At 57.5% G+C, this 26,666-nt stretch carries 24 protein-coding genes and 1 pseudogene; 22 read left to right on the forward strand and 3 right to left on the reverse strand.

Annotation, left to right across the window (positions count from 1 at the left end; genetic code table 11):
• Positions 1–46 precede the first annotated feature (46 nt).
• The 5 genes and pseudogenes from nhaC to BN1189_RS07685 all read left to right on the forward strand — a co-directional run bounded on the left by nhaC (position 47) and on the right by BN1189_RS07685 (position 5,256).
• The gene (gene nhaC, locus BN1189_RS07665; protein ID WP_040227007.1) at positions 47–1,477 is read left to right on the forward strand and encodes a Na+/H+ antiporter NhaC; all 1,431 of its coding nucleotides are present in this window, start codon (positions 47–49) and stop codon (positions 1,475–1,477) included.
• 23 nt (positions 1,478–1,500) lie between these two features.
• Entirely contained in the window at positions 1,501–2,394 is an 894-nt protein-coding gene (gene dapA, locus BN1189_RS07670; protein ID WP_040227009.1) for a 4-hydroxy-tetrahydrodipicolinate synthase, read from the forward strand.
• 18 nt (positions 2,395–2,412) lie between these two features.
• Positions 2,413–3,903: an aldehyde dehydrogenase family protein gene (locus BN1189_RS07675; RefSeq protein ID WP_040227011.1), complete on the forward strand. Its 1,491-nt coding sequence runs from the start codon at positions 2,413–2,415 to the stop codon at positions 3,901–3,903.
• Positions 3,904–4,258: 355 nt separating this feature from the next.
• Positions 4,259–4,882 (forward strand): annotated as a pseudogene (locus tag BN1189_RS07680) (aldehyde dehydrogenase family protein); the annotation flags it as partial.
• A gap of 92 nt (positions 4,883–4,974) precedes the next feature.
• Positions 4,975–5,256 (forward strand): hypothetical protein, encoded by a 282-nt coding sequence (locus tag BN1189_RS07685; protein ID WP_040227013.1) that lies wholly within the window; start codon positions 4,975–4,977, stop codon positions 5,254–5,256.
• Between the two features lie 100 nt (positions 5,257–5,356).
• Here the strand turns inward: BN1189_RS07685 and rpoN are convergent, their stop codons facing one another.
• Positions 5,357–6,652 carry an RNA polymerase factor sigma-54 gene (gene rpoN, locus BN1189_RS07690; RefSeq protein WP_040227014.1) on the reverse strand — a complete coding sequence of 432 codons (1,296 nt, stop codon included), beginning with the start codon at positions 6,650–6,652 and terminating at the stop codon, positions 5,357–5,359.
• 246 nt (positions 6,653–6,898) lie between these two features.
• Entirely contained in the window at positions 6,899–8,005 is a 1,107-nt protein-coding gene (locus BN1189_RS07695; protein WP_040227015.1) for a M24 family metallopeptidase, read from the reverse strand.
• Positions 8,006–8,254: 249 nt separating this feature from the next.
• Here BN1189_RS07695 and BN1189_RS07700 point away from each other — a divergent pair, with 249 nt between their 5' ends.
• The 5 genes from BN1189_RS07700 to opp4C all read left to right on the forward strand — a co-directional run bounded on the left by BN1189_RS07700 (position 8,255) and on the right by opp4C (position 14,000).
• Positions 8,255–9,238: an ABC transporter ATP-binding protein gene (locus BN1189_RS07700; RefSeq protein ID WP_040227016.1), complete on the forward strand. Its 984-nt coding sequence runs from the start codon at positions 8,255–8,257 to the stop codon at positions 9,236–9,238.
• Positions 9,235–10,278 (forward strand): ABC transporter ATP-binding protein, encoded by a 1,044-nt coding sequence (locus BN1189_RS07705; protein WP_052455741.1) that lies wholly within the window; start codon positions 9,235–9,237, stop codon positions 10,276–10,278. The genes BN1189_RS07700 and BN1189_RS07705 overlap by 4 nt, the downstream gene beginning before the upstream one ends.
• A gap of 83 nt (positions 10,279–10,361) precedes the next feature.
• Complete coding sequence (locus BN1189_RS07710) at positions 10,362–11,981, forward strand: peptide-binding protein (RefSeq protein ID WP_040227017.1); 1,620 nt, start codon at positions 10,362–10,364, stop codon at positions 11,979–11,981.
• Positions 11,982–12,095: 114 nt separating this feature from the next.
• Positions 12,096–13,046: an ABC transporter permease gene (locus tag BN1189_RS07715; RefSeq protein ID WP_040227124.1), complete on the forward strand. Its 951-nt coding sequence runs from the start codon at positions 12,096–12,098 to the stop codon at positions 13,044–13,046.
• A 36-nt stretch (positions 13,047–13,082) separates the two neighbouring features.
• Positions 13,083–14,000 carry an oligopeptide ABC transporter permease gene (gene opp4C, locus BN1189_RS07720; RefSeq protein ID WP_373604614.1) on the forward strand — a complete coding sequence of 306 codons (918 nt, stop codon included), beginning with the start codon at positions 13,083–13,085 and terminating at the stop codon, positions 13,998–14,000.
• Between the two features lie 61 nt (positions 14,001–14,061).
• On the opposite strand, the gene BN1189_RS07725 is transcribed toward opp4C, so the two are convergent.
• Entirely contained in the window at positions 14,062–16,104 is a 2,043-nt protein-coding gene (locus BN1189_RS07725; RefSeq protein ID WP_040227018.1) for a prolyl oligopeptidase family serine peptidase, read from the reverse strand.
• A gap of 313 nt (positions 16,105–16,417) precedes the next feature.
• On the opposite strand from BN1189_RS07725, the gene BN1189_RS15835 reads away from it, so the two are divergent.
• The 12 genes from BN1189_RS15835 to BN1189_RS07780 form a co-directional block, all read left to right on the forward strand.
• Positions 16,418–16,681: a hypothetical protein gene (locus tag BN1189_RS15835; RefSeq protein WP_143242274.1), complete on the forward strand. Its 264-nt coding sequence runs from the start codon at positions 16,418–16,420 to the stop codon at positions 16,679–16,681.
• Positions 16,644–17,855, forward strand: coding sequence for a hypothetical protein (locus BN1189_RS07730; protein ID WP_040227019.1), 1,212 nt, complete (start codon positions 16,644–16,646; stop codon positions 17,853–17,855). Before BN1189_RS15835 ends, BN1189_RS07730 begins: the two co-directional genes overlap by 38 nt.
• Complete coding sequence (locus BN1189_RS07735; protein WP_040227020.1) at positions 17,855–18,340, forward strand: type IV pilus modification PilV family protein; 486 nt, start codon at positions 17,855–17,857, stop codon at positions 18,338–18,340. Before BN1189_RS07730 ends, BN1189_RS07735 begins: the two co-directional genes overlap by 1 nt.
• 4 nt (positions 18,341–18,344) lie before the next feature.
• Positions 18,345–18,797: a PilW family protein gene (locus BN1189_RS07740; RefSeq protein ID WP_040227021.1), complete on the forward strand. Its 453-nt coding sequence runs from the start codon at positions 18,345–18,347 to the stop codon at positions 18,795–18,797.
• Positions 18,798–18,917: 120 nt separating this feature from the next.
• Positions 18,918–19,208 carry a hypothetical protein gene (locus BN1189_RS07745; protein WP_040227022.1) on the forward strand — a complete coding sequence of 97 codons (291 nt, stop codon included), beginning with the start codon at positions 18,918–18,920 and terminating at the stop codon, positions 19,206–19,208.
• Positions 19,205–19,912 carry an endonuclease V gene (locus tag BN1189_RS07750; RefSeq protein ID WP_040227024.1) on the forward strand — a complete coding sequence of 236 codons (708 nt, stop codon included), beginning with the start codon at positions 19,205–19,207 and terminating at the stop codon, positions 19,910–19,912. The genes BN1189_RS07745 and BN1189_RS07750 overlap by 4 nt, the downstream gene beginning before the upstream one ends.
• A 359-nt stretch (positions 19,913–20,271) precedes the next feature.
• Positions 20,272–21,030 (forward strand): hypothetical protein, encoded by a 759-nt coding sequence (locus tag BN1189_RS07755; RefSeq protein WP_218922846.1) that lies wholly within the window; start codon positions 20,272–20,274, stop codon positions 21,028–21,030.
• Positions 21,006–22,268: a glycosyltransferase family 2 protein gene (locus tag BN1189_RS07760; RefSeq protein WP_052455742.1), complete on the forward strand. Its 1,263-nt coding sequence runs from the start codon at positions 21,006–21,008 to the stop codon at positions 22,266–22,268. The genes BN1189_RS07755 and BN1189_RS07760 overlap by 25 nt, the downstream gene beginning before the upstream one ends.
• Positions 22,255–23,238 (forward strand): hypothetical protein, encoded by a 984-nt coding sequence (locus tag BN1189_RS07765; RefSeq protein WP_040227027.1) that lies wholly within the window; start codon positions 22,255–22,257, stop codon positions 23,236–23,238. Before BN1189_RS07760 ends, BN1189_RS07765 begins: the two co-directional genes overlap by 14 nt.
• Positions 23,239–23,380: 142 nt before the next feature.
• Positions 23,381–24,289: a ribokinase gene (gene rbsK, locus BN1189_RS07770; RefSeq protein WP_082194188.1), complete on the forward strand. Its 909-nt coding sequence runs from the start codon at positions 23,381–23,383 to the stop codon at positions 24,287–24,289.
• 157 nt (positions 24,290–24,446) lie between these two features.
• Positions 24,447–25,361 (forward strand): nucleoside hydrolase, encoded by a 915-nt coding sequence (locus BN1189_RS07775; RefSeq protein ID WP_040227029.1) that lies wholly within the window; start codon positions 24,447–24,449, stop codon positions 25,359–25,361.
• Between the two features lie 152 nt (positions 25,362–25,513).
• Positions 25,514–26,666: NAD(P)-dependent malic enzyme (locus BN1189_RS07780; RefSeq protein ID WP_040227135.1), on the forward strand; the 1,153-nt coding region annotated here is incomplete at its 3' end.

A 26,666-nucleotide genomic window follows, 5' to 3' on the forward strand; every position in this document is an offset into this window, starting at 1 on the left:
CGACACAGGGGATAGGGGAGACACGGCCAATAAAAGGAGGAATGAGATGGAAAGCGAAAAGCGTTTACCGAGCCTCGGAGAGATTTTATTCGTGCTCATCGGCTTCACCGTGATCATGTTCCTGTTCATCGTCCGGTTCGAGATCTCGATCCAGCTGGCGCTGCTCACGACATGGGCACTCATCATGCTCGTCGGCCTGAAAATCGGCTACAACTACAAGGAAATGCAGGACGGACTGCTGAAGGGGATTTACGACGGGCTCGAATCGGTGCTGATCCTCATCTCGGTCGGCGCCCTCATCGGGACTTGGATCGCGGGCGGCGTCGTGCCGTCGATCATCTACTATGGCCTCGCGGTCATCAACCCGTCGATCTTCCTGTTCGCGGCATTCCTGATCTGCACGGTCACATCGATCGCGACCGGCACGTCGTTCGGCTCGGCCGGCACGGCGGGGATCGCGATGATGGGGATCGGGGCGAGCTTCGGCTTCCCGCTCCCGCTCGTCGCCGGTGCCGTCATCTCCGGCTGCTACGTCGGCGATAAGCTGTCTCCGCTGTCCGACACGACGGTCATGACGGCGTCGCTCTCGAAAGTGGACCTGATCGACCATATCAAATCAATGCTCACCGCGAGCATCCCGGCGTGGATCATCACGGCGATCCTGTTCCTCGGCGTCGGATTCTTCTACGGCGGCAACGGGGACATGAGCAGCGCCGTTTCGACGATGGCGTCGCTCCAGGAATTCTTCAACATCGGCTGGTACATGATCATCCCTGCGATCATCGTCATCATCTTGCTGGCGATGAAAAAACCGGCGATCCCGGTCATCCTGTTCGGGGCGCTTCTCGGATCTGTGTGGGCGTTCCTGTTCCAGGGCCAGAGCGCGCTGAACTCCGTCAACATCCTGTATGCCGGCAACGCGATCGAATCCGGCGTGCCGTTCATCGATAACCTGCTGAACCGCGGGGGCATCGTCTTCATGCTCGACGTGATCGTGCTGATCATCTTCGCGCTCGGGGTCGGCGGTCTCATGGAGCGGATCGGAATCCTGCGGGCGATCGGCAATTACTTGATCAAATGGGCAAACAACAGCGGCAACTTGACGCTCACGACGATCCTGTCCGCGTTCTTCGGCAACTTCTTCGGCGGAGCGGCCTACGTCTCGGTTATCACCGGAAGCAAGATCACTGCGGACAGCTACGACCGGATGCACATCGACCGGCGTGTGCTGTCACGGAACACCGAAGCGGGCGGGACGCTGACGACGCCGATGGTGCCTTGGTCGGACGGCGGTGTCTTCATGGCAACCGCACTCGGGGTTTCGACTTTGAGCTACCTGCCGTTCCTCTGGTTCAACTTCATCGCGCTCATCATCTGCCTGATCTACGGCTACCGCAACATGTTCATCTGGTACACCGACCCGGAAGCGGCACCTGTGAAGCAGACCCGCTCCGGCAAGAAACTCTCGACATCCTGATCACATGAATGGAGGAAATGAAAATGAAAAAACTTGAAGGCGCATTCCCGGTACTCGTCACTCCGATGCACGAAGATGAAACGGTCAACTACGAAGGGTTTGCACAAAACATCGAACGCTTCATTGAAGAAGGCGTGAAGGGCCTCTGCACGAACGGCAGCACGGGCGAGTTCGTCAGCCTCACGAAAGAAGAGCGTTTCAAGCTCGTTGAAGTCGCGGTGAAGCAAGTCGCGGGACGCGTGCCGCTCATCGTCGGGACGGCTGCCGAGACGACGGCGGACGCCATCGCATACACGCAACAGGCGGAAAAGGCCGGAGCCGACGCGGCGCTCCTCATCAACTCGTACTACGCGCATCCGAAGGAAGAAGAGATCTATGAGCACTTCAAGACGGTCGCCGAGTCGGTCTCGATCCCGGTCATGATCTACAACAACCCGTTCACGTCGGGTGTCGACATCAGCACGGAGACGATCCTGAAAGTCGGGCGCGACGTCGCCAACATCACGCACATCAAAGAGTCGAGCGGGGACATACGGAAAGCCCGCGACATCGCGCGCCAGGGGAAAGGCGATCTCCAGGTGTTCTGCGGGTCTGAAGACCTCGCCATCGAATCGCTGCTCGTCGGGGCAACCGGCTGGATCTCCGTTTCCGGCAACATCGTGCCGCGTCTCGTGACGGATCTGTATAACGCCGTCCAGGAAGGCGATCTTGACAAGGCGTGGGGCTTGTATGACCGCCTCCTGCCGCTCTGCGATTTCCTTGAAGGTTCCGGCAAATACGTCCAGATCGCCAAGCGGGCGATGGAACTGAAAGGCTGGGCAGGCGGACCTTGCCGCAAGCCGCGCCTCCCGCTCACCGAGGAAGAGGACGCCAAACTGAAGGAACTGATGGACAGCCTCGCGACGGTCAGCCAATAAAAAGGGGGAGAGCGAACGATGGAAGCAGTCAAATACGAACTGAAGCCGAAAGTCCGCGAGTTTCTGAAAGGGACGAAAGGGCTGTATATCAACGGTGAATATGTGGAAGCGAAAAGCGGGAAGACATTCGACGTCCTGGACCCCGCGACGGAGGAAGTCATCGCGAAGGTGAGCGAAGCCCAGGCGGAAGACGTGGACGCCGCAGTCGCAGCCGCGCGCAAGGCATTCGATGAAGGGGAATGGACGAAGATGGAAGCGGCCGAGCGGTCGCATCTCATCTACAAGTTCGCGGATCTTCTTGAAGAGAACCGCGAAGAGCTTGCGCAGCTCGAGGCGCTCGACAACGGGAAGCCGTATGAAACGGCGCTCGCCGATGATGTGGACGGGACGGTCCAGCATTTCCGGTATTATGCCGGGTGGGCGACGAAGCTGTTCGGCAAGACGACCCAGGTTTCACCGGATTATGTGACTTATACGGTCCATGAGCCGGTCGGCGTCGTCGGGCAGGTCATTCCGTGGAATTTCCCGCTCGCGATGGCGGCGTGGAAGCTCGGTTCGGCGCTTGCGGTCGGCTGCACGGTCGTCATCAAGCCGGCGAGCGAGACGCCGCTCTCCCTTCTTTACGCGGCCCGTCTCTTCAAGGAAGCGGGCTTCCCGGACGGCGTCGTGAACGTGGTTCCGGGTGCCGGGCGCGTCGCCGGAGAAGCGATCATTACGCATGTGGACGTCGACAAGGTCGCGTTCACCGGCTCGACCGCCACCGGCAGGGAAGTGGCGAAGAAGGCGGCCGACCAGATCAAGGGCGTGACGCTCGAACTCGGCGGGAAGTCGCCGGCGATCATCCTGGAAGATGCCGACCTCGATGAAGCGATCGAAGGGGCCTTCGCGGGAACGATGTACAACCACGGCCAGAACTGCAGTGCATGCACTCGCGTCTTCGTCCACCGCAATCTGTATGACCGGGTCGTCGAAGAACTCGCGAAAAAAGCAGACGCGCTGAAAGTCGGACCGGGCCTCGATCCGGAGACGGACATGGGGCCGCTCGTCTCCGAAAAGCAGCTGAACACGGTGCTCGGCTATATCGAGAAGGGCAAGGAAGAAGGGGCCCGTCTCGTCGCCGGCGGAGAGCGGGAAGGCGACAAAGGCTACTTCGTCCGGCCGACGATCTTTGCGGATGTCGAGGATGACATGACGATCGCGCGCGAGGAGATTTTCGGGCCGGTGATGGCCGTCTTCCCGTTTGATACAGTCGAAGAAGTGATCCGCCGTGCGAACGACAGCGACTACGGCCTCGCGGCAAGCGTCTGGACGACGAATATCAAGAGCGGCCACTACATCGCGGGCAAGCTCCAGGCGGGGACGGTCTGGGTGAACGATTTCGGTCTCGAATGGGAGACGATGCCGTTCGGCGGCTACAAGCAGTCCGGGGTTGGCCGTGAAATGGGCGGCGAGTACGGACTGGCGAACTACACGGAAGTGAAGAGCGTCTTCGTGAACATCAAGCAGTAAATTTGGCTTAAATGAAAATGGAGTCTAAAGATTCAGCCGCCTTCGCGTATAATAGGAATATGACACGGTAATGACCAGAAGGGGATGGGGGTATGCTGACTGTCATTGATTTCTTGGGGATGGCCGCGGGGATGGCTGTCCTGGTTCTCCTGATTTCCTTTGGGGTGGAGCGGCTGTCGTCGCGGATTGCCGGCAGCCCGTTCGGCCGGTGCACCCGGATTGCGGTTTCGCTCGGGGCGGCGCTCGCGCTGCTCGGCATCGGGGCGATGGCGACAGGCCATCCGTTTGCGTTTCTCGTGGCGCTGGTCGTCGGCATGGCGGTCCTCCTGAACCGGTACTGGCTCGGGCATTTTTNGCGGGAACGATGTACAACCACGGCCAGAACTGCAGTGCATGCACTCGCGTCTTCGTCCACCGCAATCTGTATGACCGGGTCGTCGAAGAACTCGCGAAAAAAGCAGACGCGCTGAAAGTCGGACCGGGCCTCGATCCGGAGACGGACATGGGGCCGCTCGTCTCCGAAAAGCAGCTGAACACGGTGCTCGGCTATATCGAGAAGGGCAAGGAAGAAGGGGCCCGTCTCGTCGCCGGCGGAGAGCGGGAAGGCGACAAAGGCTACTTCGTCCGGCCGACGATCTTTGCGGATGTCGAGGATGACATGACGATCGCGCGCGAGGAGATTTTCGGGCCGGTGATGGCCGTCTTCCCGTTTGATACAGTCGAAGAAGTGATCCGCCGTGCGAACGACAGCGACTACGGCCTCGCGGCAAGCGTCTGGACGACGAATATCAAGAGCGGCCACTACATCGCGGGCAAGCTCCAGGCGGGGACGGTCTGGGTGAACGATTTCGGTCTCGAATGGGAGACGATGCCGTTCGGCGGCTACAAGCAGTCCGGGGTTGGCCGTGAAATGGGCGGCGAGTACGGACTGGCGAACTACACGGAAGTGAAGAGCGTCTTCGTGAACATCAAGCAGTAAATTTGGCTTAAATGAAAATGGAGTCTAAAGATTCAGCCGCCTTCGCGTATAATAGGAATATGACACGGTAATGACCAGAAGGGGATGGGGGTATGCTGACTGTCATTGATTTCTTGGGGATGGCCGCGGGGATGGCTGTCCTGGTTCTCCTGATTTCCTTTGGGGTGGAGCGGCTGTCGTCGCGGATTGCCGGCAGCCCGTTCGGCCGGTGCACCCGGATTGCGGTTTCGCTCGGGGCGGCGCTCGCGCTGCTCGGCATCGGGGCGATGGCGACAGGCCATCCGTTTGCGTTTCTCGTGGCGCTGGTCGTCGGCATGGCGGTCCTCCTGAACCGGTACTGGCTCGGACATTTTTCTGAAGAACGCGGACGATGACGGAATCCGGAGGGAGCGAACTTAGCTTCCTCCGGATTTTTTGGACGCAACGAAAAGCCCGGAGTGCGCAAGCGGCACTCCGGGCTTATTAAATCGAGGGTCAGCCGGGGATCCGGCGTCTTTGCCCCGAAGAGGGGATGTTCAGTTCCTCCCGATACTTGCTGACGGTACGCCGGGAGATCGTGATGCCTTTTTCCTTTTTCAGCTGATCGGAGAGCTTCTGGTCGGAGAGCGGCTTGGATTTGTTTTCCTGGTCGACAATCCGTTTCAGGAGGCTCTTCACTTTGCTCTGGGACACGGCGTCGCCGTCGACGGTTGCGAGTTTCGAGCTGAAGAGGGATCGGAGTTCGAATGTCCCTGCAGGCGTCCGGATGATTTTGCCGGTGACCGCCCGGCTTACGGTCGATTCGTGCATGTCGATTTCGTCGGCGACTTCCTTCATCGTGAGCGGGTTGAGCGCAGACGGGCCGGCGGTGAAGAACCGGCGCTGCCGTTCCAGGAGGGAGCCGACGATTTTGATGATCGTGTTCCGGCGCTGTTCCAGGCTGTTTTGAAGCCAGCGGTATTGCTTGTATCGCTCGTTCAGGTAGTCGGAGGCTTCGTTGTCCGCCGACAGGAGCGGAATATAGTCGGGATTCAACCGGATTCCCGGAACATGCCCGTCATTCAGGCGGAACGTCAGCTTGCCAGCGTCCTCCTCGATGAGGATATCGGGATTGACGTAGTCCGGCTTGAAGTCGGAAATGAACGCGCACGGATTCGGACTGAGCGAGCGGATCAGATCGAGCGCTTCCTGCACGTCGCGGACCGGGACGCCGAGCTCCGCCGCCAGGTCATTCCAGCGGTTCCGGGCGAGGAGGGTGAAATGATCCCTGACCATGGCCCGCGCGGTTTCTGCGTCCTCGGCGTTGTCCAGCTGGAGCAGCAGGCATTCCTGCAGCGACCGGGCGCCGATGCCGGCCGGTCCGATGCTTTGAAGGAGGAGGATGCCCCGCTCGATCTCGGGTCCGCAGGCATTGTCGGTGTCAGCCAGCCGGAGATAGCCGTCATCATCGAGATTGTGGATCAGGGCCTGGACGAGCGCACATTCCTGCTCATCTTTGAACGTCATGCGTGCGAGCGCACACAGCTCATCACGGAACAGCGGCTCGTTCCCTTTCCAGCATTCCGGAAGAAGCCCGGTGCGCGGCCCGGAGACGGTCCGTTCAACCGGCCGGTCATCGAACGAGTCGACGGCGTCCGGCGATTCCAGTTCGATGAGCGGATTGTCCGTCTGCTGCTGCCAGAGGAACTGCTCCAGTTCATAGGTTGTATATTGAAGGATCTCGATTGCCTGCCTCAATTCCATCGTCATGACCAGCTTCAATTCCTGGCGCTGTGTCAGGGTCAGATTCACGTCCGGTCCCTCCTTCTATAATGCCGTGAAAGCGTTTACCGGTTGGTTTCATCTTATTATAACACCGTTGTCAGTCTATTTCGATACTATTCTAGGATAGCTATCCTACGCATAACAACCGCGCGGCCCGTGCGATGACACTCGCGGTCTGTGCGATGACACTCGGGCATCCTCCGATGACACTCGTCCATATCAAAAAGCCTTCATCCAGATCCAACTGAGATGAAGGCTTTTTTCGGCTTTGGATTATCCGATGATCCGGAGTTCCCTTGGGAAGGAAGTGAGGACTTCCGCTTCGCCGTTTTCGTTGATATGGACCATGTCTTCGATCCGGATGCCGAGTCTGCCGGGGATGTAGATGCCGGGCTCGACTGTGAACACTTGTCCCGGGGCGGCCTTGTCTTCGTTGCGGCCGTGGACGGACGGGCCTTCGTGGACTTCGATGCCGATGCCGTGGCCGACCCGGTTGTTGAAGTACTGCCCGTATCCGGCGTCCGCGATGACGTCGCGGGAGGCGCGGTCGATGTCGGCGAATGTCGCACCTGCACGGGCCGCGTCGATTCCGGCCAGCGTGGACCGGAGGACGATGTCGTAGATCTTCCGCTGTTCATCGGTCGGTTCCCCGATGAGGAATGTGCGCGTGATGTCCGAACAGTAGCCGTCCTTGATGACGCCCATGTCGATCAGCACGACATCGCCTTCACGGAATTTGCGGTCTCCCGGATTGCCGTGGGGGAGGGCCGCTTTTTCGCCGGCAAGCACCATCGTCGAAAACGACGGGCCGTCTGCGCCCACTTTTCGCATGAGGTATTCGAGTTCGGCGGTGAGCTCCGCTTCCGTCATGCCGATGCGGGCCTTCTGTGCGCCGCCTTCCATCACTTCTTCGATGAGGCGGATCGCCGTGCGCATTTTACTGATTTCGTCCGCCGATTTGTAAAGGCGGAGCCGGGAGACGAGCGGTCCGACGTCCTGCACGGACAGTTCCGGGTATTGCCCGGACAGCCGCTTGAACCGGTCATAGGAAAGGACCGAGCCTTCGATGCCGATCTTCCCGGCGAGCGGTCCTGCGGATTCCTTCAGTTTCTCAAACGGCTGTTCATCATCGGAAATCGGGATCAAGTTCCGGACATCCGATGCCTCTTCGGCCGCCGACAGATCGAGTGCCGGAACGAACAGGATCTCCGGTTCGCCTTCCGCGCCGATCAGGAGCCCCATGAACCGCTCGTGCGGATCGGAAAGGAACCCGGTGAAATAAAACACGTTCGCCGGCGACGTGATGAGCGCCGACTGCACGCCTTCCGAACGGAGCTGCTCCCTGAATTTCCCGCGTCTCGTTGAATAGATCGTTTCCATTGAAATTCCTCCTCCAGTCAAATCCCCAATCAGTATACACCTCATGCAAAATCGGTGCCGGGCGGAAAGCGGCGGTTGAAGGGGAAGGTGTATAAAATATTGGACAATGCGATTGACATGTATAAAAACCGGACAGCAAACGTCGCCGGCTTCATCTTTTCGTGCTGATTCATCAACCAGCCAAGAGTTGGCATCGTCCTTGCAAGACGGATAACAGAATAGAAAAAAGATTCAATAAGGTGGGATGAGATGACAACCAATGTTCTGGAAGTGAAAAGCCTCAAGACATATTTCAATAAGAACAAAAAGACGATCCGGGCGGTGGACGGAGTCGACTTCGCCATCGGAAAGGGAGAGACGGTCGCGCTCGTCGGAGAGTCCGGCTGCGGGAAAAGCATGACTTCCCTTTCCATCATGGGACTCGTCCCTGCACCGGCCGGAAAGATCGTCGACGGCGAGATCCTGCTGGACGGCATGGATCTTGTCGGCCTGCCGGAGAAGCAGATGTACGGCGTCCGGGGGAAGGACATCGCGATGATCTTCCAGGAACCGATGACTTCGCTCAACCCGGTCCTGACGATCGGTGATCAGCTGTCGGGCGTGATCATGCACCATCTGAAGGTGAATAAGAAAGAAGCGATGAAAAGGGCGGCGGATATGCTCGATATCGTCGGATTCGCCGATCCGAAAAAGACGTTGAAGGACTATCCGCACCGGCTGTCCGGCGGGATGCGGCAGCGAGTCATGATCGCGATGGCGATGTCGTGCAACCCGAAGCTCCTGATCGCGGACGAGCCGACGACCGCACTCGACGTGACGATCCAGGCGCAGGTGCTGGAGCTCATGAAAGACCTGAGCCGGAAATTCTCCACGTCGATCCTGCTCATCACCCACGATCTCGGTGTCGTATCCGAGCTTGCGGAGCGGGTCATCGTCATGTACGCCGGCCAGATTGTGGAAGTATCGGACAACAGCCGGCTGTTCAATGAACCGCTTCATCCATACACGGAAGGATTGATCGGCTCCGTGCCGACGATCGACGGGGAGATCCGGCGGCTCGAATCCATTCCGGGGAACGTGCCCGCTCCCGGGACCGAACTCCCGGGATGCCGGTTTGCGCCCCGGTGCAGGCGGGCATTCGGCCGGTGCACGCAGGAAGTGCCTGAAATGCGCACATTCGAGGACGGCCGGTCGGTCCGGTGCTTCCTGTATGACGAGGGGGTGGAACAATGAACGGAATCGGAACAGCCCCGAGCCCCGAGGAACTCCGGGACGGGCTCCGGTCAGACACGCTGCTCGGCGTGCGGAACCTGAAGATGCATTTCCCGATCAAAGCGGGCGTGCTGCAGCGGGTCGTCGGCCATGTGAAAGCCGTCGACGATGTAAGCTTCGATGTGAAAAAGGGCGAGACGATCGGCATCGTCGGAGAATCGGGTTGCGGGAAATCCACGATGGGCCGCTCGATCATCCGCTTGTACGAACCGACGGCCGGAGAAATTTTCTATAACGGGACGGACATCGCCAAGCTTCCGGAACGGGAGCTCCGTCCGCTGATCCGGCGGAAGATCCAGATGGTGTTCCAGGATCCGAACGCATCGCTCAACCCGCGGAAATCACTCGGAAGTGCGCTTTCCGAACCGCTCAGATCGCACGGACTTTATGGGAATAAGCAGGAGCGCCAAGGGCATATCGAGGAATTGCTCGATCTGGTCGGACTCCATCCGTCCGTCATCAACAACTATCCGCATGAGTTTTCGGGCGGCCAGCGCCAGCGGATCGGCATCGCCCGTGCGCTCGTCCTCGACCCGGAGCTCGTCATCGCGGACGAGGCGGTGTCCGCGCTCGACGTTTCCGTCCAGGCACAGATCATCAACCTGCTGGAGGACCTCCAGGAGAAGCTCGGGCTGACGTACATATTCATCTCCCATGACCTGAGCGTCGTCCGGCATATCGCGGACCGGGTCGGCGTCATGTACCTCGGCAATCTCGTCGAGCTGTCCGACAAGGAGTCCTTGTATGAGGAGCCGCTTCACCCATACACGCAGGCCCTCCTGTCGGCCATTCCGGTCATCAAGAAAGACGGGGCGCAGCAGCGGGAGCGGATCGTACTGAAAGGCGACCTTCCGAGTCCGTCTTCTCCGCCGCAGGGCTGTGTGTTCCATACGAGGTGTCCGTATAAAATGCCGATGTGCGAGACGGTCGTTCCGGAATTCCGGGAAGCGGCACCCGGCCGTCAGGTGGCCTGCCATCTGTACGGGGAACCGCCGTTTTAACCGTCAAGACGGAAAGGGGGTGATCGGACCGGATTGATCAGGGAAGTGGGGACCGAACTTTACAATCAAAGGGGGAAATTGAATTGTCGACGAAAAAATTCGCATGGCTTGCCATGCTGCTGTCCATTTTGCTTATTGCGGCTGCCTGTACGCCCGCCGATGAAGCGACGAACGTGGATGCGGCCACGAAAGACGGGGCCAAGAAGGGCGGCGGGCTTGTGCTTGCCACGACGGCCGCACCGACTTTGTTCAATCCTTATTACTCGACGGATACATCCAGCTCCACGATCGAAGGCTTCATCTTCAGCGGCCTTGTCACCGTCGATGGGGATTTCAACCCGGAAGGCGACCTGGCCGAAAGCTGGGAGTTCTCGGATGACGGCCTCCGCTGGACATTCAACTTGCGCGACAACGTCAAGTGGCATGACGGGGAGCCGTTCACAGCGGATGATGTCGTCTTCTCCTACAACATTCCGCTGAGCGAGGACTACGTCGGGCCGCGCGGACTGCCGTTCGAGATCATCGAAGAGATCAACAAGATCGACGATTACACGGTCGAGTTCGTCTTGTCGGAGCCGTACGCCCCGTTCATCACGATCACGGCCCAGTTCGAAGTCCTGCCGGAGCACATTCTCGGCGATGTTCCGATTGCCGATCTCGGGAAGCACCCGTTCAACACGAAAGAGCCGATCGGAACCGGCCCGTTCAAGTTCAAGGAATGGCGGGAAGGGGAGTATATCCTGCTTGACCGCAACGATGATTACTATCTCGGGGCGCCAAAACTGGATTCCATCACTTACAAGATCGTACCTGATACAAACACGGCGATGGCCCAGCTGCAGGTAGGCGAAATCAACCTGGCCGGCATCTCCCCGGAATACACGGAAATGGCAGAGGACCTGGCCGCGAAAGGGAAGATCGAGCTCTCCTCGGGACCGTCCAACGCGTTTGAGTACATCGGCTACAACTTGAGGAACGAACTGTTCCAGGACAAGAAAGTCCGCCAGGCGCTCACTCACGCCATCGATAAGGAAGCGATCATTGAGGCCATCCTCGGCGGCGCCGGAACGGTCGCGAACGGTCCCGGAAGCCCGGCGAACTGGGCGTTCAATCCGGACATGCCTGAATTCGAATTCGATCCGGAAAAAGCGAAGGCTATGCTGAAGGAAGCAGGCTGGGAGCCCGGTCCTGACGGCATCCTTCAGAAAGACGGCAAGAAGTTCGAATTCGCCCTGAAGACGACTTCGGCAAACGAAATCCGCCAGCAGATCGCGGAAGTCGCCCAGCAGCAGTGGGCTGAAATCGGCGTCAAAGTATCGATCGAGCTTCTCGAGTGGAGCGCATACGTCGAACAGACGAGCCCGCCGAACTGGAACTTCGACGCAATCGTCGCCGGCTGGTCAATCGGAAGCGACCCGGATCCGACGTGGTTCTGGCACTCGTCCGAAATCGAGAACGGCCTGAACTACAACGGCTACTCCAACCCGAAAGTGGACGAGCTGCTTTCGGAAAACACGCAGATCTCCGACCTCGACGAGCGCAAGCGCATCATCGCGGAGGCGGATGCCATCGTCGCGGAAGACCAGCCGAACACATTCATCTATTACGTGGAAGGATACTTGGCCAAGTCGCCGAACCTCCACGGGCCGGAATACAACTCCGCCAACACGTACTACAAGCTCCACGAGTGGTACATCGATTGACCGGCAAAATCGCCGGATGATCTGAATTACGGGATGGCCGGCCTTTCCGCCCGCCTGGAGGGCGGTGACGGGGGAGGCCGTTTCCCATCTTGCCGGAAAGGAGCCGAACTGCAGATGTCAGCTTATATCATCAGGAGGTCGCTGATGGCAATTCCGCTGCTATTCATCATCACCGTCATTTCATTTGCGATGATGCGGATGGCTCCGGGTGACCCGACTGCGTTAATGATGGATCCGATGATCAAACAGGAAAACCTGGAAGCCTACAAGGAATCCTACGGTCTGAACGATAATGTCATCGTCCAGTACGGGCGGTGGCTCGGAAATATGGTCCAGGGGAATTTCGGGGAGTCGCTCATCCGCCAGGGGGTGCCGGTCAAGGACCTGATCCTGGCAAGGCTTCCGAACACCTTGCTGCTGATGCTCGTATCCACGATCATCGCCTTCCTCATCTCCATCCCGCTCGGTGTCTATTCGGCCACGCGGCGGAATTCAAAATCAGACTACGCCATTACATTCATCTCGTTTCTCGGGATCGCCACGCCGAGCTTCTGGATCGGCCTCATGCTCATCATGGTGCTGTCCGTCCATCTCGGATGGTTCCCGATCGGGGGCGTCGCCACGCTTGGCGAGCCGTTCAGCATCTGGGACCGGCTCCATCACCTGATCCTGCCGGCATTCGTCCTGGCGACGGCGGACATGGCGGGGCTGACCCGGTATTCCCGGTCCAGTATGCTCGACGTCCTCCGCCAGGATTATATCCGGACGGCGAAGGCGAACGGCTTCAAGGAGCGGACGGTCATCTTCCGGCACGGGCTGCGCAATGCATTGATTCCGATCATCACGATCTTCGGTCTCATGCTTCCGTCGTTCATCGGCGGCTCGGTCATCATCGAGAGCGTCTTCGCCTGGCCGGGGATCGGCCTGCTGTTCATGGATGCCGCGTTCCAGCGTGATTATCCGGTGATCATGGCGGTGGTCGTGATCGCGGCGGCGCTCGTCGTCATCGGGAATCTGCTCGCGGATATCCTGTACGCAGTCTTTGACCCGAGGATCGAATACTAAGGATTGATTGTTGATCAATGAAAGGAGGGCTTGACGGTGACCTTGACAGAAGAACCGAGACTGACCGGCCGGCCGGCCCTTCCCGAAGAGCCGGCAGCCGCGGCACATGAACCGATCTGGAAACTGATGATCCGTAAATACATGAAGAACCGTCTGGCCGTGATCGGGGCGGTGCTGCTCGTGCTGATCATCGGGGCGGCGATCTTCGCCCCGTGGCTCGCGCCGAAAGATCCGGCACAGCAAGTTCTGCTCGACAAGCTCGCACCGCCGGGCAAAGATTACCCGCTCGGGGCGGACAATCTCGGCCGGGATACGCTCAGCCGGCTGTTGTACGGGGCGCGCATCTCGCTCCTCGTCGGCTTCGCCTCGGTGGCGGGCTCCATCTTCATCGGAACGGTCGTCGGCGCGGTCGCCGGCTATTACGGGGGCAAGCTGGACGCCGTCCTGATGCGCTTCGTGGATGCGGTCATCTCGTTCCCGTCGCTGTTCCTGCTCATCACGCTCGTGACGATCTTCGAGCCGAGCATCATGACGCTAATCGGCATCTTCGCGATCTTCGGCTGGACCGGAACGGCCCGTCTCGTGCGCGGGGAGTTCCTGTCTCTTCGGCAATCGGAATTTGTCCTCGCCGCCCGGACGCTCGGACTCCGGAACACCCGGATCATCTTTTCACATATCCTGCCGAATGCACTCGGACCGATCATCGTGTCGGCGACGCTCGGCGTCGGCGGGGTCATCCTCGGGGAGGCGGCGCTCAGCTATCTCGGGCTCGGCATCCAGCCGCCGACACCGAGCTGGGGCAACATGCTCCAGAGCGCGCAGAACCCGCAGATCATGCTCGGGGCCTGGTGGTATCCGCTGTTCCCGGGTCTCATGATCCTTATCACCGTCCTGGCGTTCAATTTCGTCGGCGACGGGTTGCGGGATGCGTTTGATCCAAAGATTGATGATTGATCCGGCACATGAAAAAGCCGCTCCTGCAACTGCGCAGGGGCGGCTTTTCGGGTTCTGTCTTTTACTTGTTCACGCCGAGCTGTTCATAGAGGAATGAGTAGATGTCGGCGTGTTCCTCGATCAGCTTGGACGTCGGTTTGCCGAGTCCGTGGCCGGCGTCTTTTTCGATGCGGAGCAGCACCGGGGCATCGCCGAGCTGTGCCTCCTGGAGGGTGGCCGCGTATTTCATCGCGTGCAGCGGAACGACGCGGTCGTCGGTGTCCGCGGTCGTGATGAGGGTCGCCGGATGGGCGCGTTCCTGCACGTTATGGAGCGGCGAGTAGGCAAGGAGCGTGCGGAATGCATCCTCGCTGTCATCGGCGCTGCCGAATTCGGACGTCCAGAACCGGCCGACGGTGAATTTCTGATAGCGCAGCATGTCGGTGACCGGCACTTGGCAGATGATCGCGCCGTATAGGTCCGGACGCTGGTTGAGGCAGGCCGAGACGAGGAGCCCGCCGTTGCTTCCTCCCATGATCGCGAGCCGGCCGGATTCGGTCCATTTGTTGCCGATCAGCCATTCCGCGGCCGAAATGAAGTCTTCGAACACGCGCTGCTTGTTGCCGAACGTGCCGGCCTGGTGCCACGCTTCCCCGTATTCGCCGCCGCCGCGCAGGTTGGCTACAGCGTAGATGCCGCCGTCCTCGACGAACAGGGCGTTCGCCGGCGAGAACGAAGGGGTCATGCTGATGTTGAAGCCGCCGTACCCGTACAGGAGCGCCGGGTTTGAGCCGTCCGGTTCGAGCCCTTTGCGCCGGGTGATGAACATCGGCACCCGGGTCCCGTCGGTGGACGGATAAAATACTTGGACGGTTTCGAATTGCTCCGGATCGAGCCCGCCTTCCGGGACGAACACCGGCTCGAGTTTCCGGTCTTCGAGCCGCCAGCGGACGATCGTGAGCGGAGTGAGGTAGGACGTGTAGGAAATGAACAGTTCCCCGGCGTCTTTGTCGGCGGACAGCCCCTGGATCGTAATCATCTCCGGAAGATCCGGCGTTCCGTCAAGCTTCCCGTCGAGCGTCCGGATCTCGAGCCGGTGACGCGCGTCTTTCATATAGGCGACGGCCAAACGGTCTCCGATCAGCTTCGGATAATAGAGGACCTCTTCCCGCTCAGGCAGCACATCCCGCCAGTTTCCACGTTCGGGGGCGTTCGGATCGACCGCAATGATCCGTCCGTTCGGCGCCTCGCTGTTCGTGTAAAGATAGAACACACCGTCTTGATTGCCGATGAAGGAGTAGTAGGCATCCCCCTCGGCCGCGAGCGGACGGAATTCATCATTGCTGTTCGCAGGGCGGAAATAGAGCCGGCTTTTGTTTTCAGTCCCTTTCCACGAAGCGAGGATTAGCCAGCGCTTGTCGTCCGACAGCGTCGTGCCGAAGCTTAGTTCTTTGTCGTCCGGACGCTCGTGGATCAGCTCGTCCTCCTCCTGAGTCGTGTTGAGGCGGTGCAGATACAGCCGGTTGAAGTTGCCTTCGTCTTCGGGTGCAACCGAACCCGGTTCCGGATAGCGGCTGTAATAGAAGCCGTCGTCGTCCGGCGTCCAGGTGAGATCGGTGAACTTGCACCACTCGATCGTGTCGGGAAGGTCTTTTCCAGTCTTTAGGTCGCGGATCCGCACCGTGCACCAGTCGCTGCCGTTTTCCGACAGTGCATATGCGAGCAGGCGGCCGCCGTGACTGAAGGAAGTGGCCGTGACGGCAGTCGTCCCTTCTGGATTCAGTTCATTCGGATCGATCACAGTTTCCGGCGAGGCATCGTCGAGATTCCTCGCACGGCAGAGCACCGGCTGGTTCTGCAGGCCGCTGTTCACATTGAAGTAGTAATAATCGCCCTTCTTTTCGGGAAGGTCACGGACGGGATGGTCCCGCTTTTCGGTGATCCGCCGCTTCAGTTCATCGCGGCCGGGGAGCGCGTCGAAATAACTGCGGGTCTTCGCGTTCTGCTGCTCCGCCCAGATTTTCGTCTCCGGGCTTTCCGCATCCTCCAGCCAGCGGTACGGATCTGCGACCGGCGTGCCAAAGTACGTATCGACCGTATCGGTCTTCGTTGCAGACATGCTCATTTAAAAACCAACCTCCTGGGAATAAAAATAGAATCACCTTCTATTATGCAAGTTACATGCCGGAATTTCCTCTTTAATCTGAATTGTGGTGAATCGGGGGCTGGTTGGCCTACAGGGAAAGGGAGAACGTCAAATATGGAATGTGGAAGTTGAGGGCCTGCTCGGTTGACAGGTCCTTTTTAGGTGGTGAATTAGGCCTTTGAACCCAATTATTTAATGACTTTTGGAAATTCAATGGTCGATTGGTTGTTTATTGACTATAATTGAATTAGAAATATTTTCTTCTTATGAGAAATGTGAAGGGGATAGAGAGATGGAAGAAAAAGAATACCGGCCAGGTCACTCAAAGGTTCGAGCGGCTTTGGCCAACCAGCACGGATACGCACTCCTCATCGTACTGGTCGTCCTCATGATGGTCTCCCTTTTTGCCGTTTCCTTCTACACCACCTCCGCCAGCAACCGCCTCCAACAAGAACAAACCGAATCCTCCGTCCTCAGCGTCGGAGCCGCGGTTGAAGGAGAAGATAGAAAAGGAATGGATGTTACAACGGGAAAAAACACAGGTACAATTGGATGAGTTAGAAGATAAAATCAAGGATAATTTCTTATGCCAAAACTCTAAGCAGTCCTGCATCGATAAGAAAGTTGAACGGATTAACAAATTACAAAAAAGTGCTTTTATAAAAGAGATTGATCATACAGTGGAACAATATCGAAAAGATAATATTGGAAAAGAAGTATGGATTAATCAAGAAGAGAGCCTCGCGAATAAACTGGTAAAACTAGATTATATAGTGAATGATCATTCAATTATTATTAAGTTTCAAATGGAAGGTCGAAAGAAGAAAAAAGTATTGTCCGGTGAATTGGAAATGATTATTCCTGAGTTCGTCTCCATGTCTAAAGAGAATAGGAAAGTGATTAACCTTAAAGAGAAGGATCCAATGGAGATAAACAAGGAAATATTTAATCCTATATACTCGAATGGTATAAAAAAGTGTCCCCAAAATCCTAATGGCTTTGAAGGTACTTGCCTATGGCCAAACGGTCGATCTGCAATTGAAGCTGTAAAAGGCAATAATAAAAAAAGCGGATTGGAAGTTTGGTTCGAAGGGATAGAGGACCACTCTAAGGTAAAAGTAGTAGTAGAAGATTTATGTGATGCAATGAAAACAAACGGCGGTAACAATTGTAATCATAACTGGGGTTTTAGTAACGGAAATGTGTACGCTAAGTCATTAACCGACGATCCCAATGCCAATGATTTTTCAGACGGAACTGTTTTCTATAATGGTTCATTGAATATTCACAATTTCAAAAATGCCAGTAATGTTCACTTTGTTATTAGAGAACTTAATGCACACAAACTTAGTTTAGTGAATCAATCATCTCTCGTCTTGTTAGGCAAGCAACAACATTCGACAGGCCCACGTATTTTGGCGTCTTACGACTGGCATACTTTATCATTAGAAAGTGGTTCTAAAGCTTGCATAAATATAGAAAATATAACTAGCGATAGTAGGGAGAAAATCAAAAACATAGGTATAAATAACGGATTATTAGTCCTCTATCCAGACACCAAAGATAGGCCGCTTACTCCTATAAAAGGGAAGATAGAATATACAAATGATTACGGTGACTTCTTATCTGAGTGCGGTGTCGATTATACAAGTAGCATGACAGAAGAGATTTATATTAACAAAGTCGAGGAAACTAGTGACCTGGGGATCAAGACAGAGGTGGAGTATTAATGAATTCGAAGGGAGCCGGAAAGTGGCAATCTGGTCTAACTCTCATTGAAGTCCTTGCTGCTGTTGTTTTGTTGGGAATAGTGTTCCTCCTCACCGCTTCGATCTTCCCTCAAATGACCAAAATGAATACTGCGACCGGCAAGAAGATGGATACGATGACGCTGGCCAGGAATCAGCTGGCTGATATTGAAGGAGTATCTCTTCGTCTGGCTTCTCCGACGCTGGATTCGGTGTTTAACCAGCTGAATGATCAGTTGACGGAGAAGTTTAAGAAAACCAGTGTCACTGGAGAGTATGAGCGAACAGGGGCGGACTGGAAGTATAAGTTAACAATTTCGCCCGAGCCGAGCTATAAAGGGTCTAAGGCGGAGCCACCTCTAAGCGGCACTCCCGCTCTTTATCAGGTCAAGTTGGAGGTTTCCGAAAACGGGAAATCTGCCAGCTCCGTCTATGGTTATTTGGAGGTGGAACTGAGTGAAGGCTAAGCGAATGAATGAGAATGAAAACGGAATGACGCTCGTCGAGGTGTTGGCCACTTTGGTGATCGGTACGATGTTCATGCTGCTGGCGATGACGATCATGGGGCTGAATATGAAGATGAATGCGACGCAGGCTTCTACGACCCGGCTGCAGCAGGAGGCGAACTTGGTCGTCTCACAATTGACGGAGAATCATCGCCGGTGTAATTCACCCTATAATCTTCAGTTGTCCGCCAATCAAGTGGTTTTAAGTTGCAATGGAGATTCGCAGACCTTGGGTGGAGGAACTTATAACCATGAGCTTTCCGTAGGGGAAACCGCGGTGAATCAAACAACTCCATTGCAGGTGGATGCCAAACAGCAGACGGATGTCCATGTCACGCTGACGGTGATCGACCCGGATCATCAGAACAAAGAAATGACGGTATCGACGACGCTTTCCCGTCTGGGAACATTAAAATGACTGGATACATATCTAGAGCGGCTATTGCGGGCTGCTCTTTTTTTATTTCAGAGTGCCTTTTGTTCCAAGTTGTCCTCTGGCGGGTAAAGTGATGGAAAGTTCAAAGGCGGTGAATCGCGAATGGATATTCAGTTGCTGACGAAGGAAGAGTTGATTGAAAGAGGGTATGACCTCGATGACCTGGAGAGGGATCCGGAAAGCGGCCGGCTGTTCGTTCGGACGGGGGAAGAGGCGGATTTGCTCGTCCCGGTCGAGGGGCTCGTCTATGAGTTGGATGAGCTGGACGGCAATCTTCTCGGTTACGGGGAATATGCGGACGGGTTTTTGCACGGCATTTTGGTTGATGTTCAGCCGGGCAGACAGGTAGGACGGATCCGCCGCTATTTCCGGGGAGAAGAACAGGCGGATTGAAGATCAACCGGATTCATCCAATCCGCCCCGCCCCGGCCGAGTTTATCGCCATCCAGGAACGCTTGGGCAAGCAAACCGATACGAGTCTCGCGGTCCGGATTCAAGACATTTCCACTGTGGCCGGGGTGGATCTGGCGTATGCCGGTGCTGACGGGGAAGAGACCGGTTTCTGCCATATTGCGGTTTTGGACATGCAGACGATGCAGGTCATCGAACGGGCGGAGAGTGTGGGCCGGATCGAGGTGCCGTATGCCCCCGGCTTCCTGACGTTTCGGGAACTCCCGCTCATCTTGGAAGCGGCAGAAAAACTGAAGTCCGAGCCGGATCTTTTCATATTCGACGGCAACGGAATCCTGCATCCGCGGCGGATGGGGATTGCGACACACACATCCTTCTTTCTCGGAAAGCCGACGATCGGCGTGGCGAAAACTTATTTCAAAGTGGCCAACGCAGAATACGACATGCCGGATATTGAAAAGGGAAGCTATACGGACATCGTTGTTGACGGCGAAACGCTCGGCCGGGCGGTCCGCACGTCGGCAGGCGTGAAGCCGGTATTCGTCTCACCGGGCAATCAAATCAATCTGGCTTCCGCAACGGACATCGCCCTGCATCTGACGGGCCCGGGCAGCCGGATTCCCATTCCTGTCCGGGAAGCGGACATCCAGACGAGAAAAATGCGCCGCCGGTGGGCCGCCCGATAAAAGCAACGCTTCTCTCCAACTTGAATTTCGCGCAAGTAAAAGAGGCGGGAATGCATCCTGATTACCGGGGGCACTCTCGCCTCTTGTTTTCATTTCCTCGGTTCGTCGAACTGATTATTATTGTCGAGCTAGGCCTTTGGATTTATATCGTCCGTCAATTCTCTCGTGCTAGAAACCGCCTAATGGTCCTTCGGGCGCATGGAATAAGAGTTGTTTAAGAGACCATTGATAGAATTTCCGTAATGCATCGGCTGGGGCAGTGCGTCTGATCTTACGGAACGGTCGACTGCGAATCCGTGTTTGCCGATTGATGGAAAGCCGAGGAGGAGAGTTCAATGAAGGCTAAGCGGACGTGGCCGTTGACGGTTCAGTTCGGAGTGTTGCTCATAATGCTGGGAGGAGTCGGATATTGGCTGATTTCAGGGGATTGGCATTACGGGAGTACGGCGCTGGCAATTTGCGGTGGTTCACTCGTGATCATGTCATTCTTGAAGGGTCGGTTTGTGTTTATCTACACGGTTTCCGCGAGTCTGGCATTCGGTTTTTTCCTGACCGGAGCTGCGTTTTTGCGGGGAAGCGCCCAGTACACGCAGGTGGGTTATATGTATGTACACCTGTTGGTCACTGCGTTTTTGCTGATTTATTGGGTGCTTCAGGCATCTTTGCAGACATTGCTTAGAGAAAATCGGGATCTCCGCGATCACGTTTCCGTGCTGGAACAGCATGTGCCGAACATCGGGGCGCTGACTTTGACTGCATTCATTTCGCAGGGAAAGAAAGCCCTGGCCGGAGCGATGCGGCGGGATGAGGAAGTGTGGCTGCTGACCTTCACTCCCACCGGAAAGAACCGCCGTCTCCGCAAACTCGTTCAGGAGAAGATCGCAAATATGGCTTTGCAGGCGGTCCGGGATGAGTATGACTTTGTTTCGATGCCCGATGATAAGGTGATGGTCCTTCTCCAGGGAACGACCGAGGGAGGGGCCGTCACGGCGGCGATGAGGATTTTGAGCGGGGCGAGGGACAACTTCAATGAGATCGACCTTCCGTTCACACTGACAAAGAAGAAGCTGACAAATGATGTGGAGTTCGAAGAATGGAAGGGAGGCCGGTCGGCGTGACTTGGCTGCTGCTCGTAATCATGGCGTTCTTTTGGCTCCTTCTCATCTTTTACACGGTTACGACGATCGCCGGCCTTTGGTACCGGGCAAAGCGGAAGCCGCCGAAGCCGCTGGCGGACTACCCGAGTGTGTCGCTGCTCATTCCTGCGCACAATGAGGAAGTAGTCATCGCAGATACGCTGAGTGCGATGTTGCGGCTCCGGTACCCGGGCAAGCTGGATATTTATCTTCTTGATGATAATTCCTCCGACGGAACGGCCGACATCGGTAAGGAATTTGCAAATGTTTTTTCGAATGTCCACTATGTATCCGTGCCGCCGGGTGAGCCGAAAGGCAAGTCGCGGGTGCTGAACTACGGCCTCAGCATTACGGAATCCGATTATTTCATCGTCTATGACGCGGACAACCAGCCGGAGCCGGATGCACTGCGTCTGCTTGTGGAGACCGCTGAGACGACGGAGCGGGCGGCCGGTGCGGTCGGATACGTGAAGACGATGAACGGAAGCAAAAATTCGCTCACCCGCATGATCATGCTTGAATTCCAGGTGTTCCAACTGCTTATGCAATGCGGGCGCTGGGCTTTGTTCCGCCTCGGCTCACTGGCGGGCACGAATATGCTGCTTCGCCGGAGCGCCATTGAAAAAGTGGGCGGCTATGATGTTTACGCGCTCGCCGAAGATGCAGAGCTGACGGTCCGGTTGACCGCCGAGGGGTACCGTCTCCCGGTCGTTCCCGAGTCGAGGACTTGGGAGCAGGAGCCGGAGAAGCTGAAGACGTTCCTGAAACAGCGAACCCGGTGGCTGACCGGGAACTTGTATTTGCTGGAGAAGTCGATGCGGGATCTTTCCCACTGGGGAGGACGCACGTTCGTCCTGAGCATGCAGCATTTGCTGACTTATTTCGTGTTCGTGCTGCTATTGCTGTTTTCGCATCTGTTTCTCGTGCTCGGCATATTGAATATCGATGTGATCCAGCTCAGTGCACCACTTCTTATGCTCTGGTTCATGAGTTATATGGTGTTCACGATCCAGTTGCTGAGCGGCATCGTGGCCGACCGGAACGTAACGCCGAAAAATGTCCTTTTCCTGCTGTTGATGTATTTCACTTACGCACAGCTCTTCATCATCTTGCTTGTCCGCAGCACGTTCCTCCACATCCGGAGCCGGGCACGAGGTGAGGAGATCGGCTGGGACAAGACCCGGCGCTTCCGCCAGAAGGTCAGCGATGAACCGTCTTAAAAGGGGGCTCCTGCTGTTCGTCCTTCTCCCGCTCCTCGCTTCATGCGCCGAGGAAGATGTATCGGAAGAGCCGGCTTTCGCATACGTGGAGTCCCATTATCGGATGAATGACGGGACGGTCGGTGCTTATCCGGATGACCGGCAGGCGCCCCGCTTGTCCGAGAGCCTCGGCCAGTACTTGGAATATCTTGTCTCCGTCGGCGAGCAAGCGCTATACGAGGAACAGGTCAAACGGCTGGAAGATGAATTTCTTGCCGACACGCCCGCCGGTCCAGCGGTGAGATGGGAGCTCAATGAAGGCGCATCCGCCAATGCACTCATCGATGATGTCCGGATCGCTGCCGCACTGCGGGACGGAGCGGAAAAGTTCAAGAAACCGGCATACGGGGAACTGGCGGAACGCATCCTCCTCACAATCCGGACGAACCAGTTGAACGATGGGGTTATTACGGATTTTTTGAGCTGGGATGAGAAACAGGCACATGCGGCCGAAACAGTGACGCTCAGTTACTTGACGCCGGACTTCTTCAGCTTGTTTCCGGATGCCGAGGCCAACCGGAAACTATTGGAAGACATGCCGGGAGGAGATCCGTTCTTTCCTGAGACGTACCAGGCCGCCTCGGCAGAGTGGGTGTTGAAGCCGGAGATCCACATGGTCGATCAGCTTCTGATCGCGAACAACCGGAGTGCACTGGGAATCGATTCGCCGGAATTCAAGGAGTGGCTCATCCGTGAATGGTCGGAGAACGGCCGCTTGTCGGGCCGGTACGTGCGTGAATCGGGGAAGCCGGTTGAAGGCTACGAAGCGCTGTCGGTATATGCGCTGGCAGTGGAGTACCTTGAATCGGAAGAGGAAAAGGAAACGGCTTCTGAAATCCGCTCACACGCGGACCGGATTGTCGGGGAAGGGCCTCCTTCGGGACTTCATGTGTTTGATTATTTGTACTATCTTCGGATGAACCGGCTTTGAAGCTGCATGCCCCCCGGCCGTGAAACGGTCGAGGGGCATTTCCGTTTGGGGGACGACCGCCGGAAAACATGCACATTAGAGGTTGCGCAAGACCTCGCCCGGCGGTACGCTTGATTCATCAAGAAATGAAACGGGTGAGCGCATGAGGAACAGGGTGACGGTGGTCGGGAGCATGAATATGGATTTGATCACGAGGACGGATAGGCTGCCGCGGATCGGGGAGACGATCCTCGGGGAGACGATCGATTATCTGCCGGGGGGCAAGGGGGCGAATCAGGCGGTGGCGGCCGCCCGCCTCGGCTGCCAGACGGAAATGGTCGGCGCAGTCGGGACGGATGCGTTCGGGGATGTACTGCTGGAGGGGCTTGAGGCAAACGGGATCGGGACGGGTTCCGTGCGCCGGACGGACAGGCCGACCGGGATTGCGAATATTTTCAGTGTCGGCGGCGACAATTGCATCACGGTCGTCCCTGGGGCGAACGGGACGGTGACACCGGAAAGTCTGGACGACCGGGCGGCGGCTTCGATCCGGGAATCGGACGTCGTGCTTCTGCAGTTGGAAATCCCGGTTCTGACGGTGGCGAAGGTACTGGCGGAAGCGAAGTCGGCGGGAGCTGTGACCATCTTGAACCCTGCGCCGGCCCAGCCGCTTCCCGACAGCGTGCTTGCGGAAGTGGATTTCCTGACGCCGAATGAGACGGAGTTCGAGCTGCTTGCCGGGCGGGGGTTCTCATCGGATGAGGAACTGGCGCTGCTGATGAGCGAGTGGGAGGCGCGCCACGGCCATGGGCTTATCGTCACCCTCGGGGAGCGGGGCTGCGCATACTTGGAAGACGGAGGGATCCGGTTCGTTTCCCCGCAGAAAGTGGACGTCGTCGATACGACGGGTGCGGGGGACTGCTTCAACGGGGCGCTGGCCGCCGGCATCTCGCGCGGCTGGGCGGTCCGCACGTCCGTTGAATTCGCAGTCGCCGCTTCCTCGCTCGCCGTGACGAAGTTCGGGGCGCAGGAAGGCATGCCGAGGCTTGCGGAAGTGGCGTTCGAGGAATGAGGATTTCAACTCCAATCTGATGGGACGGACAGTCGTCTTTTACGGGGCGGTCAGCCGATACGCCCAGTTTGCCGAACTTCATTACAGGCAACTACAATGATACAGCCCCCGCCGCAGCGGGGCTGCCCGATGATCAAACCGAAAGGCGGAATACATAATGAAGAAACTGTTGCTGGATGTGGATACGGGGATCGATGATGCCATTGCGATCATCCTTGCCGCAAAGAAAGCGGAGGTCGTCGGGATCACGACGGTGAACGGGAACACGTCGCTGGATAATGCGACGGCCAATACGTTGAAAGTGCTGAAGCTGATCGGCCGTGAAGATATTCCGGTCGTCCGCGGCGCAGACCGGCCGCTGCTCCGGAAGCCGCATTTTGAAGTGAGTGTCCACGGCGACGACGGAATCGGCGGGGCGCTCCGCGATATGGAGCCCGGCAGTCCGGAACCCGGCTTCGGCCCGGATTTCATCATCGAACAGGCCGAAAAGCACAAAGGCGAATTGACGCTCGTCCTCACGGCGCCGCTGACGAACATGGCGCTTGCGATCCGCAAAGAGCCCCGGCTCAAGGACTGGGTGAAAGAAGTGGTCGTCATGGGCGGCGCGGTCCGGAGCCCGGGGAACATCACGCCGACGGCCGAGTATAATATGTACATCGACCCGGAAGCCGCGAAGGCCGTGCTGCACGCCGGACTCCCGCTGACACTTGTCGGCCTCGACGTGTCCCAGGAAACGCTCCTGACCGAATCGGACATCGAGCGTGCCCAGGGCAATGCGGAAGGAAGATTCGTCAAAGAGTCGACCGCCCATTATATGAAGCGGTTCGAGGAGCTGACCGGCCTGCGGGCTTGTGCGATGCATGATCCGCTCGCGGTCGGCGTCGCCCTCGACCGGTCGTTCGTCTGGACGGAACGCCTGCACGTCGATGTCGAGACGAGCTCCACGCTGTGCGACGGCCAGACGGTGTGCGACTTCAGCAACTGGACCGGGAAAGAGCCGAATGTCGATGTCTGCCTGGAAGCGGACTCCGACCGGTTTATTGATTTTCTTGTTGAAACGATTAAATCCTGACGCAAAAAAGTCCGCTTCGGCGGGCTTTTTTTATGTCTTGTCGGGAATTCGCCGATTTCTATTGATAAAGCGGGCATCCTACCGTACAATGAGATTTATTTTATTGAACAAAAATTCGGTCTATTCTGAGGCCCAAAAGGAGAGCGATGCCGGTGGATGTGTATCGGGAAGCGTTGGAGCTGCACAAGGAGCTGGAAGGAAAGCTGTCGGTCACGCTGAAGGCGCCGATCGAGACGAAGCGGGATCTGAGCCTGCTGTATTCGCCGGGGGTTGCGGCCCCGTGCCTGGAAATCGAAGCGGATCCGGGGCATGTGTACGATTATACGATCAAGGGGCACACGGTCGCCGTCATCAGCAACGGCACGTCCGTACTCGGGCTCGGCAACATCGGTGCGGCGGCCTCGATTCCCGTCATGGAAGGGAAGGCGGCGCTCATCCGCCGTTTCGCCGGGATTGATTCATTCCCGGTCGTGCTCGACACGGAAGATCCGGACGAGTTCGTGAAAGCCGTGACGCTCATGGCGCCGGTGTTCGGGGCGATCAATCTGGAGGACATCGCCGCGCCGGCCTGCTTTGACATCGAGGACCGGCTGAAGGCGGCACTCGACATCCCCGTGTTTCATGACGACCAGCACGGCACCGCGATCGTCGTTGCCGCGGGTCTCCTGAACGCCGCCCGGCTGACGGGCCGGGCGATGGGGGACCTTCGGGTCGTCCTCAACGGAGCGGGCGCTGCCGGCGTGGCGATCGCGAAGCTGCTGGACTGCTTCGGCGTGAGGCATATGATCATGTGCGACACGGCCGGCGCCATCTATGAAGGCCGTCCGGCGCGGATGAATGCCATGAAGGAAGAAATCGCGCGGATGACGAACCCGGAGCGGCTGTCCGGACCGCTCGCAGAAGTGATCCGCGGCGCGGACGTGTTCATCGGCGTAAGCGCGGCCGGTGCGCTCACGCCGGACATGGTGCGCGCGATGGCGGCCGACCCGATCATCTTCGCGATGGCGAATCCGACGCCGGAAATCATGCCGGACGAAGCGAAGGCGGCCGGCGCCCGGATCGTCGGCACCGGCCGGTCGGACTTCCCGAACCAAGTGAACAACATCCTCGCCTTCCCCGGCATCTTCAAGGGCGCCCTGTCCGTCAGGGCGAAAGACGTCAATGAAGAAATGAAGCGGGCCGCAGCCGAGGCGATCGCCGCCCTGCTCGGACCGGACACGCTCCGTGAAGAGTGTGTGATTCCGGATCCCTTCGACCCGCGCGTCGCGCCGGCCGTCGCCCGGGCGGTGGCGGAAGCGGCCATCC

The sequence above is a fragment of the Bhargavaea cecembensis genome (assembly GCF_000826125.2).
GTDB lineage: Bacteria > Bacillota > Bacilli > Bacillales_A > Planococcaceae > Bhargavaea > Bhargavaea cecembensis_B.